Raw genomic sequence first — 17,749 nt, forward strand, 5'->3', positions numbered from 1 at the left:
TTACACTTTGGTGTTTTAAATTCAAATATATGAACGTTGTGATGATTGGTACAGGTAATGTGGCAACAGTTTTATGCAAATTGATGTATGAAAAAGGGCACCGCATTAAACAAATTGTGGGTAGAGATACAGAAAAAGCAATGCAACTCGCCGCACTTGTGCAGGCTGAAAGCTGTACGAATATTGCAAACATTCAACTTGATGCTAGTATTTACATTATTGCAGTAGTTGATGATGCTGTGGCTGAATTGGTTAATGAATTGTTTTTACAAGATAAATTACTGATTCATACAGCAGGCTCGCTAAGCAAACAAGTTTTGCAAAAAGCGAGTAGTAATTATGGTGTGATGTGGCCATTGCAAACTTTGCGTAAAGAGACTGATTATTTGCCTGAAATACCTTTTATTATTGATGGTAATAGTGATTTTGTAGTAGATAGTTTGCAAGCATTTGCTAAAACATTATCTAATAAATACTTTGTAGCAAATGATGAAGCAAGAATTAAGTTGCATTTAGGTGCAGTTGTTGTATCAAATTTTACCAACCATTTGTTTGCCTTAGCAGATGATTTTTACAAAAAAGAAAACTTAGACTTTCAGCTATTATTGCCTTTAATTAACGAAACTGTTTTACGCTTGGCAAATCATGCACCCAAAGATGTGCAAACAGGCCCTGCAATAAGAGGTGATTTTGAAACTATTGAAAAGCATTTGGCATTGCTGAATGACTATCCAGAATTGCAACAATTTTACCAAGTTTTTTCTAAGGGAATATCCAAGAAATAAAAAGCCCCAAGAGGAGAACCAATCGGGGATTATTTATAAGCAAGCAACCAAAAAAACAAAATATTAAATGTCTATCCTTGTTTTTGATAGACTCATAGTCTTCATATGTAGCAACCTTAGAGGTCTAATTAGCACTCATTTGCAATTCAATGTTATCCTATTGTTACGCAAACGTTGGCGCAAAGTAGATATCTTTTTTGAATTGTAAAAAGAAATTTAAATTTTAAGCTAAAATTAAGGTTGAGGTGATTAAAAAATTTCTCATTCCGACTTTTATAGACTTTTATTATACACTTGATTCAGATACTTTTGCAAGCCAAAACAAAAATGATGTACACGATTAATATTCAATTTGAAGAGAAAGGTAAACAGCCACAAACGTTGACTAATATTGGGTTTGGTGAAAGTTTATTAGAAGTGTTATTAGACAATAAAATTGAACTTCACCACAATTGCGGTGGTGTATGTGCTTGCAGCACTTGCCATTTGTACGTAGAGAAAGGTGAGCAGTTTATTGAAGAATTATCTGATAAAGAAGAAGATTTTATTGATAGAGCTGTAAATCCGCGTTTAACGAGCCGCCTTGGTTGTCAATGTGTTTTACACGAAAGCGCTGGCGGAGAAATCAATATTACCTTACCAGACCAAACACAATTTTTAGGGGAGTAAATAATTGTATTTACTACAAATTTTAAACTACAAACTAATATATGAGCCACTTTGAACCACCAATACACTGGAACGACCATGAAGATATTGCAATGAAATTGTACGAAAAATTTGGTGACGACTTCGGTGAAAGTAAAATTTATCGTATCCGTTTTACAGACTTACTAGAATGGATTTTACAAATACCCAACTTTGAAGGCACAAAAGAGCAAAGTACAGAGGGGCATTTAGAAATGATTCAAAGCCAATGGGTGTACGAGTGGCGTGATAACCAGAAATAAGCAATGATAACATGAACTTATTGCATAAAGCAGTAAGTGTATCTATGCAAATAGTAAATTGCTTCAAATAAACATTCGTGACAAAAATTAATGCCTTTCTAAAGCTAATTCGTTGGGGCAACGTGCTCATCATAGCATTAACCCAATGCTTGTTTTTTTATTGCATTAAGTACCCATTATACCAACCAATAGATATTGCAAAGGCACATCAGCATTTTTTATTTTTATTAGCTGCATACGCTTGTATTTCTGCCGCAGGATATATCATTAATGATTATTTCGACCTTAATATTGACCAAATAAACAAACCTCAAAAGGTAATTATCAATCGCTTTATTTCAAGGCGTTGGGCGTTGTTTTTACATATTGGGCTAAGTGTTATTGGTATTGCTTTTTGTGCCAAAGTAAACATAGAAAATTGCCTATTGGCTTTTGCTTCTGTCGTTGTTTTATTTGCTTACTCTGCTACATTTAAAAAGAAGTTTCTGATTGGTAATGTATTGGTAGCCATTTATTTAACTTGGATTGTTGCCATTACAGCTTACTTCGATTTTAGAAGTATGTTGCTGTACAAAATTATTAGCGGTAAAAACTTCGATATTCTATTTAATACCGCACTCATTTTCGTAGCTTTTTCTTTCATTATCAATTTAATACGAGAAATTATTAAAGACATGGAAGATGTAGAAGGTGATAGAAAATATGGCTGCAAAACCATGCCAATATCATGGGGCATTAATCCATCAAAAGTGTTTGTGGCTGTATGGTTAACGGTGCTTATAGCTTTGTTAATTACCGTTCAAGTTTACGCTGTAAGATTACATTGGTGGTGGCCAATTGCTTATGGCTTATTACTGGTTCTACTACCAATTATCTGGATTTTTAAGCAGTTATTTTCTGCCCAAGCACCTGAAGATTTTCACAAATTAAGTTCTGCCATTAAATGGGTAATGCTTACGGGCGTTTTATCTATGGGGTTATTTAAACTATACTTGTAATTCTGTTTTTATGTCGTCTATTATACTTGCATCACAATCGCCACGTAGAAAACAATTGCTAGAATGGGCCGAAATAAATTTTGAGGTGATTGTAAAAGCTACGGATGAATCTTACCCATCAGATTTAGTAGCTGAGGAAGTACCTGTGTTTATTGCTAGGGAAAAAGCATTAGCAGTAAAAGCATTTGCCCAATCGGCTCACCATTCAGAACATCAAAAGCAAATCATTATTGCTGCTGATACAGTGGTTGTTTTGGGCGAAACAATTATAGGAAAGCCTGCTAACAGACAAGAAGCAATAGCAACACTTACAAGCTTATCAGGCAAAGAGCACCGTGTAATTACTGGTGTGGTGATATTGCATGGCCAAAAAGAAGTTGCATTTGCCGATATTACTAAAGTTTGGTTTCACAAACTCACACAAGAACTAATTGAGTTTTATATAGACAAATACCAACCATATGATAAAGCCGGTGCTTATGGTATTCAGGATTGGATAGGTGTAGTAGGCATTAAAGCCATTGAAGGCGATTTTTACAACGTAATGGGCTTACCTGTAAGTAGGGTAGTGCAACAATTGCAATTACTAGAAAATTGATATAGTAGTTTATATTTTCATTAGTTTTAGCTAAATATTTACTGGCTTAAGCTATTGTATATGAATGAGAAACTACTGCAATTTATCTGGCAATTTCAATATTATAACCGTCAAGAATTAACTACTACAAGCGGTGAAAGCCTTGCTATCACTACATCTGGTAAGCACAATCTTAACCAAGGGCCGGATTTTTTAGACGCAAACATTCAAATAAGTAACATTCGTTTTGCTGGCAATATAGAACTCCACGTAAAAGCATCTGATTGGCACAAACATCGTCACCAAACAGACGTACAATATAACAATGTGGTGCTGCATGTGGTATGGGAAAATGATGCACCTATTGTTACAGAAAATGGCACGCCACTGCCTACGTTGGTATTGCATGATAGAGTACCAAAAGTATTACTAGAGCGATATACGCAACTGATGCAGGCTTCAAATATTCCTTGCCATAGCATTACGACGCCAACTTTAAGTGAACTTGGTTGGCATGCGTGGAAAGAACGATTGGTGGCTGAACGGCTTGAACGTAAATCCAAGAAAGTATTGGCTTATTTAGAAGCCAGCAAGCAACATTGGGAAGAAGTATTTTGGATAATGATTGCGGGCAATTTTGGCATAAAAGTAAACGCTGAATTATTTGAAGCGATGGCAGAAACTATTTCGGTAAATATTTTGGCAAAACATAAAAATCAGATACATCAGATAGAAGCGATGCTACTAGGGCAGGCGAATTTGCTAAATGATTCTTATTTAGACGATTATGCTATTTTACTACAAAAAGAATATCGGTTTTTGCAAAAGAAATACCAGCTGCTACCTGTACTCATCCAGCCTAATTTTTTAAGAATGCGGCCTGCCAATTTTCCTACCATTCGTTTGGCGCAGTTGGCTATGTTGATTGTTAATTCTGTGCATTTATTCTCAAAAATTAAAGAACAAAATGACATTGCTGCGGTAAAGCAACTGTTTGAAGTAACTGCTAATGATTATTGGCATACGCATTATCAATTTGATACCGAAAGCGAATTTTTAGAGAAAAAGCTAGGCAGTTCTACCATAGATAATTTACTCATTAACACCGTTATTCCTGTGTTATTTGCCTATGGCTTACACATGCAAGATGAAGCTATTAAAGAAAAAGCCATCAAGTGGTTGATGGCTGTAAAAAGAGAGACGAATACTATTATAAAACAATGGCAACAGACAAGTGTTGCCATTGTTTCGGCTTTTGATAGCCAAGCTTTAATAGAATTAACAAATAATTATTGCACCCAAAAACGCTGTTTAGAATGTGCTGTTGGCAATCGAATTTTTAAAATGTAGAATAATAATTAAACGGTTTGAAGCATTAATTGTTAGACTGCTAACAATACAACAATTTAGCATTTCAGCCATTTAATACTACCATTCAAAAGTGATATCTAATTCCATATCAGGGTGTAAACTTCTTTCTACAGGGCAAGTACGAGCTACACGTTCTAATATTTCCTTGGTTTTGTCGTCTAAATTCAATGTTTTAGACATGGTTACATGTGCTTTTATGCCACCAATTCTACGAGGATCTGGCTTCATGATTTTAGTAATTTCTACCTTTGAGTCAGTTAGGTCAATATCCATGGTATTGGCTTTAATACCCATAGTAGTAAGCATACAACTACCTAAAGCAGTAGCTACCATATCAGTAGGACTAAAACGTTCGCCTTTACCCATATTATCGGTCGGGGCATCGTTTTCTATCACTGAAGTACTCTGTAGGTGTGTCATCTCTGTTCTTAACGCACCTTTATAAATTACGGTTGATGTCATTTGACTAGATTTTATATAAATTTACAAACACAAATATATGCACGTGAAGAAGATAATTGTAATGACCATGATCTGTTTGCCGTTTTTAGTAACAGCACAGCAAAATAAGGCACAGGCAAAAAAGCAAAAAGCGGCTGAAAAAAAGGCGAAAGTTGAACAATTAATTAAGCAAGAAGAAGGTGCTTTGGTATTTCAAAAGCAAAGCAGTTTTGGCTTAAACTTTAATAGTGATGGTTTTGGCTTTACTTACGAGCATGGTAAGTATAAAACCATTAAGAAAACCAACCTTTGGTGGTTATCGCTTGGCGAACGTAAAGACCCCAAACAATACAAGCAAAGCAACACATTTACAGGCGGTGGCGGTACCGTTGTTTTCTTTGGTAACTCGTATGTGTATGGCAAGCAAAATAATTTCTACTACTTGCGTTTAGGTTTTGGTCAGCAAAAAATGTTGGGTTCAAAGGGTAGTAAAAATGGTGTTGCAGTTTCTGCCATTTATGGTGGTGGTTTAAGCCTAGGTATGCTAAAACCATATTATGTACAAGTGCCCGATAATTCAGCACAGGGTACAGGTACAAAAGATATTAGATACACAGATTCTACCAAAAACACCTTCTTAGACCCAACAGCCATTATTGGTGGTAGCGGTTTTGGTAAAGGCATTGGCGAAATAAAATTTATACCAGGTGCAACAGCAAGGCTAGCGCTACGCTTTGATTATGGTAGATTCAACGAAACCATTAGTGCTTTAGAAGTAGGTGTAAATGCTGAATTTTATAGTCAAGCAATGCCTATTTTAGTTGGTGTAAACGACCAAAAGAAGTTTTTCTTCAACGGTTATATTGCCTTGCATTTTGGTAGAAGAAAATAGTTGTTAAAAGATAGTTTTAAAGAAGCGTACCAGTTTGGTGCGCTTTTTTTGTTTTGGGTAAATGTATATTAATAATACTCAATTATCCTCTTTATTTCCCACATTAGTAGTTCGTTTACAAAACATGCTTTGTAGGTGTAATTTCCTTTTGTATCGTACTTATAATCGTATTTTGAAGAAGTATATTTTATGGAATTATCATAATATTCTTCTTGTAGTATTTCAATTTCATCCCCATAAATATTGTATTTGCTTGTTGTTACGTATTTTCTTTTCTTGCCACTCTCATATTTTATTATTGATTCTGATTTAACTAGAGTGGGTGTTGAAGTAGATTTGAATTCTTGCCAAATTTCTCCGTTTTTGTTGTAAGAGAAATTTGTTGAATTTATAGTTGAATCTATTTTTACCTGAGTAGATTTAAACATTAACTTGCCATCTGCAAAAAAAGTATTTGTTGTCTTTGTATTACCATTCACAAAGGTTTCAATTTTTATATCATCGCTTTTTTCTTGGTGAACAATGGTTGTTGTTGTGTTACTGTCTTTTGAAAATGAAACGATTTCTTTAGTGATATTATTAGGGATAAATGTTGTTTTTTCATACCTATTGTTTATTGTATCATAATTCCATTCTGTTCTTACAATACTTTTTTGCAGAATGTAATTTGTTGTAATAGAAGATATTTTGCTGTTAATATTATAATGAAATTCTTTTAGAAAGTTTTGGCTTTTTTTCGATGCCATTTCGCTGTTATTTGTGTATTTTATAATTCTTCCGTTCGTATCAAAATATGCTGTCATTGTAAATTTAGATCGCATTTCTTTTGCAACATTTTTACTGGACTTTTGTGAACAAGTAACAAATTTTACATGGCCTTTAGGTTTCATTTCCCAAATATTCAACCCAATTTGTTCTAAATCAACTTTGCTTTGGCTATAAGAGTTAGTATAACTTATAAAGAGTAATGAAATAAATATTCTGCTCATTCGTATAAATTAATTAATGGTTTAAAAGTATCATAATAATTCAATACCACAAAAAAAGCCCCTGCATCTCTGCAAGGGCTTCATCATTAGTATCATTTAAATCACTAAAAAATCAGTGATTACTTCTTCATCAAATAGCTTAGTACAAACTGCAATACACCAATACCAACAATCCAGATAATGGTTTCTAGCTTACTTTTATTTATCCTGCCAATTAAGTCAATTTTGTCCTCCTTGGTTAACAGTATGTCTTTTTTGTTTTCGACCTTTGCTTCCACAATTTCCTCTATTTGTTGTATCACAGTCTTGGCATCTTCTTCATTTTTAAAATGCTTATTAAGTATCTCGTAAATTTTTAGACTTTGTGTAACTGTCATAACCAATTCTTTCTTCAAATGTAAGAAATATTTTTCTACAAAAAAGCCCCTGCATTTCTGCAAGGGCTTTATCATTCGTATCATTTAAATCACTAAAAAATCAGTGGTCTATTTTACTTCTTCAAACTGTGCATCTTCAACAGTATCGCTTGCAGCTTGTGCACTTGCACCTTGGCCAGCAGGCTCTTGTGCAGCAGCAGCGCCATCAGCTTGCGCTTTGTAGATGTCTTCGCTTGCAGCAGTCCAAGCAGTGTTTAATTCTGCCATTGCTGTATCTATAGAGGCGATGTCTTGGTTTTTGTGTGCTTCTTTCAATTTTTCAAGTGCAGCCTCAATTGGTGCTTTTTTATCAGCCGGTATTTTGTCAGCGTACTCTTTAAATTGTTTTTCAGTTTGGAAAATTAAACTGTCAGCCTGATTGATTTTCTCAATTCTCTCACGAGCTTCTTTATCAGCAGCTTCGTTAGCTTTCGCTTCAGCTTTCATTTTTTCAACTTCTTCTTTGCTTAAACCGCTACCAGCTTCAATGCGTATGTTTTGTTCTTTACCAGTACCTTTATCTTTTGCACTTACGTGTAGCATACCATTCGCATCTATATCGAACGTTACTTCAATTTGAGGTACGCCTCTTGGTGCAGGTGGTATACCATCTAAGTTAAACATACCAAGGCTCTTATTTTGCGAAGCCAAAGGACGCTCACCTTGCAACACATGAATTTGTACACCAGGTTGGTTATCGCTTGCAGTTGAGTAAACTTCAGTTTTCTTAGTAGGGATTGTTGTATTGCTAGCAATCATGGTAGTCATTACACCACCCATTGTTTCAATACCAAGGCTTAAAGGTGTAACGTCTAATAACAATACATCTTTTACTTCACCTGTTAATACACCACCTTGAATAGCAGCACCAATAGCTACCACTTCATCAGGGTTTACACCTTTATTTGGTTTTTTACCAAAGAATTTTTCTACAATTTCTTGTACTTTAGGTATACGTGTACTACCACCAACCAATATTACTTCGTCAATTTGTGAAATACTGTAACCAGCATCTTTCAATGCAGCTTCACATGGTTTTAAGCAACGAGCAAATAAATTATCTGCCAAAGCTTCAAATTTTGCACGGCTTAATTTTTTCACCAAGTGTTTAGGTACACCGTCAACAGCGGTAATGTATGGTAAGTTAATTTCAGTTTCTGTAGAAGCACTCAATTCAACTTTTGCTTTTTCAGAAGCTTCTTTTAAGCGTTGTAAAGCCATAGGATCTTTGCGTAAGTCTATCGCCTCATCAGCTTTAAACTCGTCTGCCAACCAATCCATAATTACTTTATCAAAGTCATCACCACCTAAGTGTGTATCACCATTTGTAGATTTTACTTCAAATACACCGTCACCCAATTCAAGTACAGAAATATCGAATGTACCACCACCAAGGTCAAATACAGCAATTTTCTGATCTACGTGTTTTTTATCTAAACCATAAGCCAATGCAGCTGCAGTAGGCTCGTTTACAATACGTTTTACATTTAAACCAGCAATTTCACCAGCTTCTTTAGTAGCCTGACGTTGCGCATCGTTAAAGTAAGCAGGTACAGTAATTACCGCATCTGTTACTTCAGTGCCTAAATAATCTTCAGCAGTTTTTTTCATTTTCTGCAACACCATCGCAGAAATTTCTTGAGGTGTATACAATCTGCCATCAATATCTACACGAACGGTATTATTGTCACCTTTTACTACTTTATAACCCCAGTGGCTTATTTCTTCTGTCACCTCATCAAATCTTCTACCCATAAAACGCTTTACAGACGCAATGGTGTTTTGAGGGTTTGTAATAGCTTGACGTTTAGCAGCATCACCTACTTTACGCTCACCATTTTTCAAAAAACCAACAATAGAAGGGGTGGTTCTACGTCCTTCCTCGTTAGCTATTACAACAGGTTCGTTACCTTCCATTACAGAAACGCAACTGTTCGTTGTTCCTAAGTCTATACCAATAATTTTGCCCATAATATGTATTTTTACGAAATCCGATAAGTCAATCATTATGCCACGGCATTTTTAAGTGCAAAATTGGCAGCCTCAGCATGTTATAGGTTTTTATGAAACGAACTTTTGTCCTTTAATCGGCAGTTGTTGCAAGTTTATGCTGAATTATATGAAGTACCTACTGCAACTATTGTCACATTTATCAGCGTTGCTCGAAGCGTATTTCTGTCTGAACGTAGACCCGATATCTATCGGGTTTGAAGGATTACGAAGATTTTGTGATGACAACTTTCGCAAACACATTTACTTTTGCTAATTCAATAATCTTAAACGTATTTAAGTTATTGACTATTGACTATTGACTATTGACTATTGACTATTGACTATTGACTATTGACTATTGAGTATTGACTATTATGACCTATTTCGAATTATTCAACATACCAATAAGCTTACAAGTAGATGCAGCCGTTGTAAAAGCCAAATTCTACGAACTCAGCCGTAAATATCATCCTGATTTTTTTTCGCAAGCCACAGAAGCTGAGCAAGAAGAAGCTTTAGAAAAATCATCCTTATTGAATAAAGCCTTTAAAGTATTTAGCAATAAAGAGGAAACGTTGAAATATGTGTTACATTTAAAAGGTTTGTTCGAAGACGAAGAAAAGTACAAACTTTCACCAGACTTTTTAATGGAAATGATGGAATTAAATGAAGCTTTAATGGATGCTAAAATGGAAGCAGACGAAACCGCAGTTTCAAACATCAAATCTCAAATCTCAAACTTAGAAATTCAATTGTATGAAAATATTAAAGGCATTATAGAGCATTTTAAAGACGGTGTTTCTACCCAAGAAGAGTTGTTGCAAGTAAAAGACTATTACTTAAAGAAAAAATATTTGTCACGTATTTTGGCTAGTTTAAAGTGATGCCCCTATATTTGCAACCCAATTCACAATGAGTAGTAGCCCAGATGGCGGAATTGGTAGACGCAGCAGACTCAAAATCTGCCGTTCGCAAGGATGTGCAGGTTCGATTCCTGTTCTGGGCACTTAACCTTAGAGGTTGAAGTCCTGCAATCGTTAAGATTGTGGGATTTTTTTTTGTTCATAAAGAAACGTTTTAGAAACGGTTGAGCTAAATAAGTGCATTTCGGATACCTCGACAAAACTTTTTATGAATTTTTTGAGCTATATAGAATTTGTGAATATTTTCTACAAATACGAGTTCTGAATAAGTTAATTATTGAAATTTATATCAATAAGATTGCTCTGGATGGATCGGTTTTTGCATAGGCTTAATTACCCATTTTTAGATTATTAGTTTTACAATTTAATATTACATCTGTCTGAAATTTTCGTTCAGAGCAGCTAGTACACCTGAAATATCCTCTGGAAGTTGGAACCACATTGGATGTTGAAAAACACTTGGATATCCTTTATCCTGTGGATCTTCTAGATTTCCATTCCAGCGCATCGCAACACGGCGGGTTTCATCTTCATTCCAAATCCCTATTGCGATAGAAAAGTTTGTATCATTGAAAATAATACGTTCCACAGTGAAGTTTCCAGGATTTACGTCTTCTGGTCTCATAATAATTGGGTTTTTTCTTTTAAAAATTTCAGTGAAGATAAATAAACGAATTTTTATCTTTTGTTATTTAATAAAATTTTTTTCAGGGAAGAAATCTTTCATCGAACAGCCAAATTCTAATGCTAACTTGTAGAGGTGATTTAGATTATATTTTGCAGGATATTTATGACTTTCTACTTGACCAATAAAGCCACGAGCAGTATCCAAGATAGAGGCTACATCTTCTTGAGACAAGTTTAGTTCAAGTCTTTTTTCTTTGACTTTCCTAATTACAAACAATTCTATATCGGACTTTAATTTTTTGTCCATAATTATTTGCAATCAATTGAATAACCACTTACTTTGTGCTAAGCAATAACTTAGCATTTATGGAAGATTTGAAAAACGTTACGTTGATTTTAATTTTTCTTGGATTAATAGCTTCAATAAGTTGTAAGTACTTTGATAAAACAACTGAAATTGAAGCTAAGGCAACTAATTTTTTGATTGAAGACTTTAAGAAAGCTGGTAATGATATTGAAGTTCTAAATTTTCAGAAAATCAATGGTATTGAAAAAAATACTGATGGATATAAGATTTATGTTTTGATGTTTACAGCAAAATTTAAAGTTATTCGTGATTATGATATGCCTGATAAAAGGGTAACTGTGATGGGGGCTTTTTTAAAAGCTAGTGATTTTGAGTATACTATAAAATCTGGAACAGCAGTTTTTATTAACACAGATAATGGTTGGGAATGTAATGAAATGAAATATGATTTTTTTAATCTAATGATGCAGGCGGAAGCAAATAAAAAAAAGGATTTAAAATAGTACAACGATTTTTTAAACATAAGCTCTTCTTTTTATGGAATTATTAATTGCATTAGTTTCAATTGTTTTATTAAGCTGTATAGTGGGATGGTATGGATATACGAGAAAACTAGGGTTTTGGGGAACCTCAGTAATCTCTATCGTTGCTACAATTGGCGGATTTATCTACGAAACAGTAAGACAGAGGATTTACTATCAAGAACACTCTTCTGAAAATTTTAGTTCCTTAAATCAGCTTATGAAGGATCATGAAATAAACCCTCTAATATTTTTTTTCTTAGGACCTTTAGTAGCTTTAGTTATTGCATTACTATCTAAAAAGAGGGCTATTTTTGAAAAGCAAATATTGGAACATTTACAAAATGATGAACAATCTAAAACGAACTATACAAGTCCGCAACTTAGTGTTTTACATGAACTTGAAAAATTAAGTAAACTCAAAAGTGAAGGGCATTTAACCGAAGAAGATTATAGGCGTATTAAAAGTAAAATTATTTCCCAAGTTGATTAAATAGCTTTTATCTTTTCTGATTTCCCGAAAATATTTCTTAACACACCTTTTATAGTTTCTCAACTAATCTTCTTGATTTAAGCCTGAAATACATTTTTTTTGCGAAAACTAGAAGTATTTATAAAGTGCTGTAAAAAAACTTTGTTATTTAATTCTTCAATTAGGTTGTGTTTTTTTGAAAATGCACCATCCCCTGAAATTACAAGCATTTTTTTCTTTAATCTACTTCTGTACTGGCTGATATGATTTTTAAAATCTAGACTATCTATAATTTTAATAACATTGATTAGACCGCCCATTTTTTGAATACCCTGAAGCATTATGTGTTTGCAAAAATGATTTTCTGTAGTAATAGGGTAGTCGTAACGTAAATTTGTATTAAAGACGATTCCTTGAAATTCGGTGAACCAAAATTTATCTAGTTGATTAATTATTTTATCAGAATAAAGGTCTACTAGAGTTAAATCTTGAGTAAGGTTTAATACTTTTTTCGGTTGATTAATTACTACCTCGTAACGAAGCAGATTTAGTTGACAAACTTTGCTTAATTCTACATACCTAATACTTGCACAATAATCTCTCTCTTTATTGTAAAAACGAAGTTTTTTAAGGTCTTGACAAAAAACAACCATTCCAGGTCGTTCGTCTACCCACTTTGAATAGTTCATAGCATACTCGAACAATTTTATGTATTTACGTGGTGATTTTTCGACCGACAAATTGTACCCGAATTCCAAGGAAAATACCTTTGTATTACTTGGTAAGAGCAACTCGCTTTGAAGGGCTGAAATCGCCCTGATTATTCTGTTTTTTGTAGTATTTGTGCAGTTGTCTCCTTCTATTAATTTCGTTAAGCTTCCAGTGAAGATTAATACTTGACCTTTCTTGTAAACTTCGAAATTTTTATATTCTCCTAGTAAATACTGCTTCCTGTGAAATTTAGGTTTGAAATGTTGGGAACTAAATAATGCTGATAGAACTCTCTTGAAAACTTCTGTATTATCCTCTACTTTAAACTTTATATTATCGTACATATAATTCTATTGATTAGGTTATAACTATTATTGTAACTATTCTCTCTTAATAAGAGGCTAATTGGATTTTACATTTGATAAAACAATTGCGCTATCTCGCATTTTATCTGCTTCTTTATCCAATTTGCCTGATTTATAAAGGTTGAAAATTGTAAGAGAGTCCATTAAGTCTGTATCGCAAATAAATATTTCTACTGTCTTTTTCCGTCTATCAAGAACTGTAATTACTGCATTGTTTTCGTTTATTCGGCTTAGCCTAATTTCTTCGCTTAAAAATGGATTAATCAAGCTGAAATTATTATCTTCAAAATGCAATAGATATAGGTTCTGTTGTTGAAATGTTACAAATTTTGTTAAGGCTCTTCTTTCTTCAAGCCCTTTGAAAGAACCACATTTTTTAATTGGATCCATGAAATTAGGATTGTCTAATCTCGGTGTTAGTAAGCAATAGTATTTGAATAAATTTTTCATAATTGATTTGTTTGAGTTTAAATTTTACTGGTTGTCTTATCTGTTCAGAGATTTTTTTTGTGCCGTAACTTTGGACTTCGCTTTTTACTTTTTGTTTGGGTAAGAATCAATTTCACTTGTGTTAACTTAAGAAAAACAAAATGAAGAATTAGGACATTGAGAATGCCTTTTGCCTCATTAAATTCATCGCTGTTTGTAATTCCTCTTTTGTGGTTAAAAAGGGAATAAAAGCACCCGTTTCAGCCCTAGAGCTGTCTGCAATAAAAAACTCTACGGTTTTGTATTTTGAATTGAATACTACGACTATGGTATCGTTAGTATTAGCTGCTTCACAATAACCAGTTGTTTCATTGAAAAATGGATTTGTAATTTTTGTTTTTCCATCTACGAAGTGGTAAATTTCTAGGTTTGAAATTTTGATATTGTCTATAAGGTCTGAAATTGTTTCGTTTTCAAAACAAGAGTAATAGCCATATTTACAAGTAAGATAAAGTAAGTTTTTGTGCACTCTATTTTCTGAAAACTGGTAATAGTGGTTAAAGAAGTGTTTCATGAAATTTATTTGACGTTTTGAATTTCTAAAATGCTTTCAACCCTTTTAAACTGAGCTTCAAATAAGTTTTTGATTTCTTTTTGTGTACCAAGATTATTTAAATCTTCTACCTTTAAGGAAATCCTATTTTGCCCTTTTTTAGGATAAAATACCCCAGCAGAACAATTAATTTGTTTACTTTTTTTAGTTGTCCGAATTGATAAGTTTACATTACTTGAACTAAGCCTTTTTCCCCTATTTCTGTTTTCAGTTGAAATACTGAAATTTGAAATAACAGTATTGATGGATTTTATTGATTTAGGCAATTGTTCTATAGAAATTCCCATTTTTAAGTAGCTTATGGCTTGTTTCCTTAAATCAATATCCGTTTTACTAGTAAAAAACTCTGTGATATTTATAAAAGTTGAAATTTGGTCTACTTGAATTTCTTTCTTGTTTATTCTATTTTCACTTCTTTTTTCTATCTTTAATTGATTACCTAAGATTTGAAATTTTAGGTCGTCTAAATTTCCGATTAAACAATTGTTTTTATAGTTAAATGCCCCAATTTTCAAAAGCAATAGTTTTTCCGAAATTTTCTGTGCATTATCTAGCTTGATAATTATTATAAAGCTCATTTTGTGATTTTTAAATTTTTCTGAATAATTAAGTGGTTGTTAAATTCTACAGTTGTTAGCTACTTTAGAATCTCATCCCTTTTGAAAAATAATTTACTACCTCCTGGAGCTTTGCAATAGGGGATAGAATTATAAAAACATAGTTTGTAGATGTAAGAATGGGAATAGCCTGTATAACTGCTTAAATCGGCTACAGTCCATATCGTTTTATTAAAGTTTAGAGCGTCTCTGATTTGACTTAGAATCTGAATAAATCCTTCGTTTTGTTTAGTCATTGTTTTTGTTTTTATTGTTGAATAATTGTGGAAGTTTCTGAATTGCAGCTTGCCCCATTTTTTCTGAATATCTCGTGTAAATTGTGGTGTACTTTACTGATGTATGCCCTAATAGTTTGGATACAGCAAAAATGTCTACACCGTTTTCGATTAGATTAGTGCCGAAGGAGTGTCTCCCTGAATGCCAAGTGATATGCTTATCTATTCCTGCATTCTTGATCCATAATCTTAGGCTTTTTAAGCCTCCTGTGTGAGATGGCAGATTAAACACGTATTCGTTAGGTTCACCTTGCTTACCTAAAAATATTTTTGCATCTTGATTTAAAATAACACAAACTGGTACTTTAGTTTTTTGCTGTGTAATTACAATTCTATCGCCTTTTACATGCCGCCATTTCAAGGCAACTAAGTCGCAAAATCTTAATCCAGTTAATGTTGAAAGCAGAAATGCTCTTTTGACATTATCATTACCACAATGTGTTTCTATCAGTGTAATTATTTCATCGATAGTAAGTACATCTTTTTGTCCATTCGTTGATTGCTGAATCTTTATCGGGGTTGAAAAATCAAAATTTAATAGCTTCTCTGCTTTTGCCGCTCTAATTAACTTCCTGATTTTCTTGTAGTAAGTTGCAGGTGTTAAACCAGTAAGATTTGCTTCTAAGTAGTTAGCAAATTTTTGAATAAAAACCTCGTTTATTTCATGACAGTATAAATAATCCCTGCGAGTAAATTTTCCTAGCATCTTTAAAGCTGCCATGTATCCATTGTAATGAATTCTAGCTTTATTTTCTTCTATATAGTTTTTTAAAAAATTGATGAAATCGATAGACTTGTTTGATATCAATGATATGTCAAATTGATTACTAACTAGTTCGAGTTCTGTTTTACGTAAAATTTGAGTTGCAAATACAAGAGCTTCCTTTTTTTGATTTCGTTCTATTGGAGTGCTAGGCTTTGTTTTAATTTTTAGATTTAAAAAGATACTCTTTCTTTTTCCATTCTGATGAACATCAATGAATAAACTAGAGTATCCATCTTTACATTTTTTTTCTCTAAGCTTTGCTGGCATTTTTCTCTTTTTTTCTATTTTCTTGATTCCTTTGTATAATAACTGGCAAACAAAACTTGCACTTTGAAAAAATGTGTTTTAGGTGTTAAAATTTAATAGTTTCTCTTAGTTTACTTATAAATACTTAGTATAAATAAATGATAACGAATAGATTATTAATTTTTTTAACCTTCAATTATTTTAACAATTTCTTAACAATAAAGTGGTGGTTTTGTGTTTGCACTTTAAACATTTAATAGTTGCTCTTAAGAGAGGAATTAACCTGAAAGGAGAAACGAAATAGAAACGGTTTTGAGGAAAACAGTGTCAAGGGGAAGTAATTTAAAAGGGCTTTTCGAGCAACTTTTACTGATTTGAAGTTGAGATTTTAACTCAAATTTCAGTGGGTTTGGTTTTTGTTCTGGGCACTTAGCTAGATTGATGGCGATTCCTCAATGAATCGCCATTTTTATTTTCTTCTGTATCCCTTGCTATTATTGGGATTGCTGCGAATAGACTATTGATTTTTAAAGTTCGAACTGCCCCATTTTCTTTACTATACATAATTCCTTCAGGGAAGACAAGATGTTGTAGTTTTTGTTTCTCTTCGTAAGAGGCTGTAACCCATGTCTGACTTATAACCTGGGCGATTGATAAACATTTTTCAACTGCTTTTTCGTGGTTCGAACCGCTAATTCCGTTCTGAGGTAATTCTTGTTTCAATGCCTGTAATTCGGCTTTGTATTTCTGGATAAATTTTTTATACGTTTCCTGGCCAATATTATCCATTAAATACTTCTCTTCAACAGCCGTAATCTGGTTTTCCTTTTCCGTTATTTTCTTTTTAAAAAGTTTCATTTCATCAACAGGTTCATACAATTTTTTTTAACATGAGCCAACAGTTCTTTTTCAATGCCACCTTTAAAGCCTTGTTTTATTCAAATCCTTCTAAAAGTCGGTAAAGATGCCATTTAACTTTTATGCCTAGTATTCAGAGGTGTATCGCTTTTTTTGGTTTTGTAGTACCAAATGCCTTTTGTTTTATAACCAGTCAAAGACAAACCACTCACTTCATCCTTTGCAAAAACTTTTGAAGGTACTTCATCTTGCCTAAACACCTTTGCCATGCCCACAGTAGGGGCTAGCTTCAACATGTCATTTGCCTTCATAAATGTTGGCATATCGATGAGGGCAGGGTGATTACCCTTCACCAATTGCCCATCTAATAATTTCCTTGTAACATACCCAAGATAAAACACATTTGCAATCAATTGCCTAAAGTTGTTTTGTTAATCGCACACCTTTTGCTCAAAGCTTATCAACGATATTTTTATTGGAATAATTGCCACTTGCCTTTAGAATAAAATTTTTCCGTAATTTATTCCTTTATCTATAATTAACTCAAGTTGCTAGTTAATTTTCTTTAGCTGTAAAGCAAACAGGAATAATGCTATTTTCAGGGGGAA

23 protein-coding genes and 1 tRNA gene are annotated in these 17,749 nt (G+C 33.3%); 11 read left to right on the top strand and 13 right to left on the bottom strand.

The window, feature by feature from the left end; all coding sequences use genetic code 11:
* The first annotated feature begins 29 nt into the window (after positions 1-29).
* The 6 genes from ACT9TX_RS10430 (at position 30) to ACT9TX_RS10455 (ending at position 4,660) form a co-directional block, all read left to right on the top strand.
* A complete protein-coding gene (locus ACT9TX_RS10430) occupies positions 30-785 on the top strand; it encodes a Rossmann-like and DUF2520 domain-containing protein (protein WP_481338228.1) in 756 nt (251 codons plus the stop codon).
* Between the two features lie 327 nt (positions 786-1,112).
* Positions 1,113-1,454, top strand: a complete 342-nt coding sequence (locus ACT9TX_RS10435) for a 2Fe-2S iron-sulfur cluster-binding protein (protein WP_481338229.1) — start codon at positions 1,113-1,115, stop codon at positions 1,452-1,454.
* Positions 1,455-1,495: 41 nt separating this feature from the next.
* Complete coding sequence (iscX, locus tag ACT9TX_RS10440; protein WP_481338230.1) at positions 1,496-1,735, top strand: Fe-S cluster assembly protein IscX; 240 nt, start codon at positions 1,496-1,498, stop codon at positions 1,733-1,735.
* A 77-nt stretch (positions 1,736-1,812) separates the two neighbouring features.
* Positions 1,813-2,733, top strand: coding sequence for a geranylgeranylglycerol-phosphate geranylgeranyltransferase (locus ACT9TX_RS10445; protein ID WP_481338231.1), 921 nt, complete (start codon positions 1,813-1,815; stop codon positions 2,731-2,733).
* Positions 2,734-2,743: 10 nt separating this feature from the next.
* A complete protein-coding gene (locus tag ACT9TX_RS10450) occupies positions 2,744-3,331 on the top strand; it encodes a Maf family nucleotide pyrophosphatase (RefSeq protein WP_481338232.1) in 588 nt (195 codons plus the stop codon).
* Between the two features lie 60 nt (positions 3,332-3,391).
* Positions 3,392-4,660 (top strand): DUF2851 family protein, encoded by a 1,269-nt coding sequence (locus ACT9TX_RS10455; RefSeq protein WP_481338233.1) that lies wholly within the window; start codon positions 3,392-3,394, stop codon positions 4,658-4,660.
* 78 nt (positions 4,661-4,738) lie between these two features.
* Here the strand turns inward: ACT9TX_RS10455 and ACT9TX_RS10460 are convergent, their stop codons facing one another.
* Positions 4,739-5,143 (bottom strand): OsmC family protein, encoded by a 405-nt coding sequence (locus tag ACT9TX_RS10460; RefSeq protein ID WP_481338234.1) that lies wholly within the window; start codon positions 5,141-5,143, stop codon positions 4,739-4,741.
* A 43-nt stretch (positions 5,144-5,186) separates the two neighbouring features.
* Between ACT9TX_RS10460 and ACT9TX_RS10465 the strand changes: the two genes are divergently transcribed.
* Complete coding sequence (locus ACT9TX_RS10465; protein ID WP_481338235.1) at positions 5,187-6,014, top strand: hypothetical protein; 828 nt, start codon at positions 5,187-5,189, stop codon at positions 6,012-6,014.
* 68 nt (positions 6,015-6,082) lie between these two features.
* On the opposite strand, the gene ACT9TX_RS10470 is transcribed toward ACT9TX_RS10465, so the two are convergent.
* The 3 genes from ACT9TX_RS10470 to dnaK all read right to left on the bottom strand — a co-directional run bounded on the left by ACT9TX_RS10470 (position 6,083) and on the right by dnaK (position 9,390).
* Complete coding sequence (locus ACT9TX_RS10470) at positions 6,083-7,003, bottom strand: hypothetical protein (RefSeq protein ID WP_481338236.1); 921 nt, start codon at positions 7,001-7,003, stop codon at positions 6,083-6,085.
* A gap of 119 nt (positions 7,004-7,122) precedes the next feature.
* Entirely contained in the window at positions 7,123-7,455 is a 333-nt protein-coding gene (locus ACT9TX_RS10475; RefSeq protein WP_481338237.1) for a hypothetical protein, read from the bottom strand.
* Between the two features lie 33 nt (positions 7,456-7,488).
* Positions 7,489-9,390, bottom strand: coding sequence for a molecular chaperone DnaK (gene dnaK, locus ACT9TX_RS10480; protein WP_481338238.1), 1,902 nt, complete (start codon positions 9,388-9,390; stop codon positions 7,489-7,491).
* Positions 9,391-9,785: 395 nt separating this feature from the next.
* On the opposite strand from dnaK, the gene ACT9TX_RS10485 reads away from it, so the two are divergent.
* Positions 9,786-10,295 (top strand): iron-sulfur cluster co-chaperone HscB C-terminal domain-containing protein, encoded by a 510-nt coding sequence (locus ACT9TX_RS10485; RefSeq protein ID WP_481338239.1) that lies wholly within the window; start codon positions 9,786-9,788, stop codon positions 10,293-10,295.
* A gap of 38 nt (positions 10,296-10,333) precedes the next feature.
* Positions 10,334-10,417: transfer RNA gene (locus tag ACT9TX_RS10490), tRNA-Leu, on the top strand.
* A 287-nt stretch (positions 10,418-10,704) separates the two neighbouring features.
* Here the strand turns inward: ACT9TX_RS10490 and ACT9TX_RS10495 are convergent.
* Together ACT9TX_RS10495 and ACT9TX_RS10500 are read right to left on the bottom strand one after the other, a co-directional pair.
* A complete protein-coding gene (locus tag ACT9TX_RS10495; protein ID WP_481338240.1) occupies positions 10,705-10,959 on the bottom strand; it encodes a hypothetical protein in 255 nt (84 codons plus the stop codon).
* Between the two features lie 63 nt (positions 10,960-11,022).
* Positions 11,023-11,268: a helix-turn-helix transcriptional regulator gene (locus tag ACT9TX_RS10500; protein ID WP_481338241.1), complete on the bottom strand. Its 246-nt coding sequence runs from the start codon at positions 11,266-11,268 to the stop codon at positions 11,023-11,025.
* A 59-nt stretch (positions 11,269-11,327) separates the two neighbouring features.
* Here ACT9TX_RS10500 and ACT9TX_RS10505 point away from each other — a divergent pair, with 59 nt between their 5' ends.
* Together ACT9TX_RS10505 and ACT9TX_RS10510 are read left to right on the top strand one after the other, a co-directional pair.
* Positions 11,328-11,771: a hypothetical protein gene (locus ACT9TX_RS10505; protein ID WP_481338242.1), complete on the top strand. Its 444-nt coding sequence runs from the start codon at positions 11,328-11,330 to the stop codon at positions 11,769-11,771.
* A 34-nt stretch (positions 11,772-11,805) separates the two neighbouring features.
* Positions 11,806-12,282 carry a hypothetical protein gene (locus tag ACT9TX_RS10510; protein ID WP_481338243.1) on the top strand — a complete coding sequence of 159 codons (477 nt, stop codon included), beginning with the start codon at positions 11,806-11,808 and terminating at the stop codon, positions 12,280-12,282.
* A gap of 77 nt (positions 12,283-12,359) precedes the next feature.
* On the opposite strand, the gene ACT9TX_RS10515 is transcribed toward ACT9TX_RS10510, so the two are convergent.
* The 7 genes from ACT9TX_RS10515 to ACT9TX_RS10545 form a co-directional block, all read right to left on the bottom strand.
* Positions 12,360-13,316 (bottom strand): hypothetical protein, encoded by a 957-nt coding sequence (locus tag ACT9TX_RS10515; protein ID WP_481338244.1) that lies wholly within the window; start codon positions 13,314-13,316, stop codon positions 12,360-12,362.
* A gap of 57 nt (positions 13,317-13,373) precedes the next feature.
* Positions 13,374-13,727, bottom strand: coding sequence for a hypothetical protein (locus ACT9TX_RS10520; protein WP_481338245.1), 354 nt, complete (start codon positions 13,725-13,727; stop codon positions 13,374-13,376).
* Between the two features lie 208 nt (positions 13,728-13,935).
* Entirely contained in the window at positions 13,936-14,340 is a 405-nt protein-coding gene (locus tag ACT9TX_RS10525) for a hypothetical protein (protein ID WP_481338246.1), read from the bottom strand.
* A 5-nt stretch (positions 14,341-14,345) separates the two neighbouring features.
* A complete protein-coding gene (locus ACT9TX_RS10530) occupies positions 14,346-14,957 on the bottom strand; it encodes a hypothetical protein (RefSeq protein ID WP_481338247.1) in 612 nt (203 codons plus the stop codon).
* Positions 14,958-15,224: 267 nt separating this feature from the next.
* On the bottom strand, positions 15,225-16,304 hold the full coding sequence (locus ACT9TX_RS10535; RefSeq protein WP_481338248.1) for a site-specific integrase: 1,080 nt from the start codon (positions 16,302-16,304) through the stop codon (positions 15,225-15,227).
* Positions 16,305-16,712: 408 nt separating this feature from the next.
* Positions 16,713-17,141: a hypothetical protein gene (locus ACT9TX_RS10540; RefSeq protein ID WP_481338249.1), complete on the bottom strand. Its 429-nt coding sequence runs from the start codon at positions 17,139-17,141 to the stop codon at positions 16,713-16,715.
* Positions 17,142-17,254: 113 nt separating this feature from the next.
* Positions 17,255-17,554, bottom strand: coding sequence for a hypothetical protein (locus tag ACT9TX_RS10545; RefSeq protein WP_481338250.1), 300 nt, complete (start codon positions 17,552-17,554; stop codon positions 17,255-17,257).
* Positions 17,555-17,749 lie beyond the last annotated feature (195 nt).

Source organism: Parasediminibacterium sp. HNIBRBA5674 (assembly GCF_056745525.1).

What these genes read in the sequence shown, in the direction of transcription:
- ACT9TX_RS10430 (WP_481338228.1), top strand. Translation starts at nt 30, where the DNA reads ATGAACGTTGTGATGATTGGTACAGGTAATGTGGCAACAGTTTTATGC.
- ACT9TX_RS10435 (WP_481338229.1), top strand. Translation starts at nt 1,113, where the DNA reads ATGATGTACACGATTAATATTCAATTTGAAGAGAAAGGTAAACAGCCA.
- iscX (WP_481338230.1), top strand. Translation starts at nt 1,496, where the DNA reads ATGAGCCACTTTGAACCACCAATACACTGGAACGACCATGAAGATATT.
- ACT9TX_RS10450 (WP_481338232.1), top strand. Translation starts at nt 2,744, where the DNA reads ATGTCGTCTATTATACTTGCATCACAATCGCCACGTAGAAAACAATTG.
- ACT9TX_RS10455 (WP_481338233.1), top strand. Translation starts at nt 3,392, where the DNA reads ATGAATGAGAAACTACTGCAATTTATCTGGCAATTTCAATATTATAAC.
- ACT9TX_RS10460 (WP_481338234.1), bottom strand. Translation starts at nt 5,143, where the DNA reads ATGACATCAACCGTAATTTATAAAGGTGCGTTAAGAACAGAGATGACA.
- ACT9TX_RS10470 (WP_481338236.1), bottom strand. Translation starts at nt 7,003, where the DNA reads ATGAGCAGAATATTTATTTCATTACTCTTTATAAGTTATACTAACTCT.
- ACT9TX_RS10475 (WP_481338237.1), bottom strand. Translation starts at nt 7,455, where the DNA reads ATGATAAAGCCCTTGCAGAAATGCAGGGGCTTTTTTGTAGAAAAATAT.
- dnaK (WP_481338238.1), bottom strand. Translation starts at nt 9,390, where the DNA reads ATGGGCAAAATTATTGGTATAGACTTAGGAACAACGAACAGTTGCGTT.
- ACT9TX_RS10485 (WP_481338239.1), top strand. Translation starts at nt 9,786, where the DNA reads ATGACCTATTTCGAATTATTCAACATACCAATAAGCTTACAAGTAGAT.
- ACT9TX_RS10495 (WP_481338240.1), bottom strand. Translation starts at nt 10,959, where the DNA reads ATGAGACCAGAAGACGTAAATCCTGGAAACTTCACTGTGGAACGTATT.
- ACT9TX_RS10500 (WP_481338241.1), bottom strand. Translation starts at nt 11,268, where the DNA reads ATGGACAAAAAATTAAAGTCCGATATAGAATTGTTTGTAATTAGGAAA.
- ACT9TX_RS10505 (WP_481338242.1), top strand. Translation starts at nt 11,328, where the DNA reads ATGGAAGATTTGAAAAACGTTACGTTGATTTTAATTTTTCTTGGATTA.
- ACT9TX_RS10510 (WP_481338243.1), top strand. Translation starts at nt 11,806, where the DNA reads ATGGAATTATTAATTGCATTAGTTTCAATTGTTTTATTAAGCTGTATA.
- ACT9TX_RS10515 (WP_481338244.1), bottom strand. Translation starts at nt 13,316, where the DNA reads ATGTACGATAATATAAAGTTTAAAGTAGAGGATAATACAGAAGTTTTC.
- ACT9TX_RS10520 (WP_481338245.1), bottom strand. Translation starts at nt 13,727, where the DNA reads ATGGATCCAATTAAAAAATGTGGTTCTTTCAAAGGGCTTGAAGAAAGA.
- ACT9TX_RS10525 (WP_481338246.1), bottom strand. Translation starts at nt 14,340, where the DNA reads ATGAAACACTTCTTTAACCACTATTACCAGTTTTCAGAAAATAGAGTG.
- ACT9TX_RS10530 (WP_481338247.1), bottom strand. Translation starts at nt 14,957, where the DNA reads ATGAGCTTTATAATAATTATCAAGCTAGATAATGCACAGAAAATTTCG.
- ACT9TX_RS10535 (WP_481338248.1), bottom strand. Translation starts at nt 16,304, where the DNA reads ATGCCAGCAAAGCTTAGAGAAAAAAAATGTAAAGATGGATACTCTAGT.
- ACT9TX_RS10540 (WP_481338249.1), bottom strand. Translation starts at nt 17,141, where the DNA reads ATGAAACTTTTTAAAAAGAAAATAACGGAAAAGGAAAACCAGATTACG.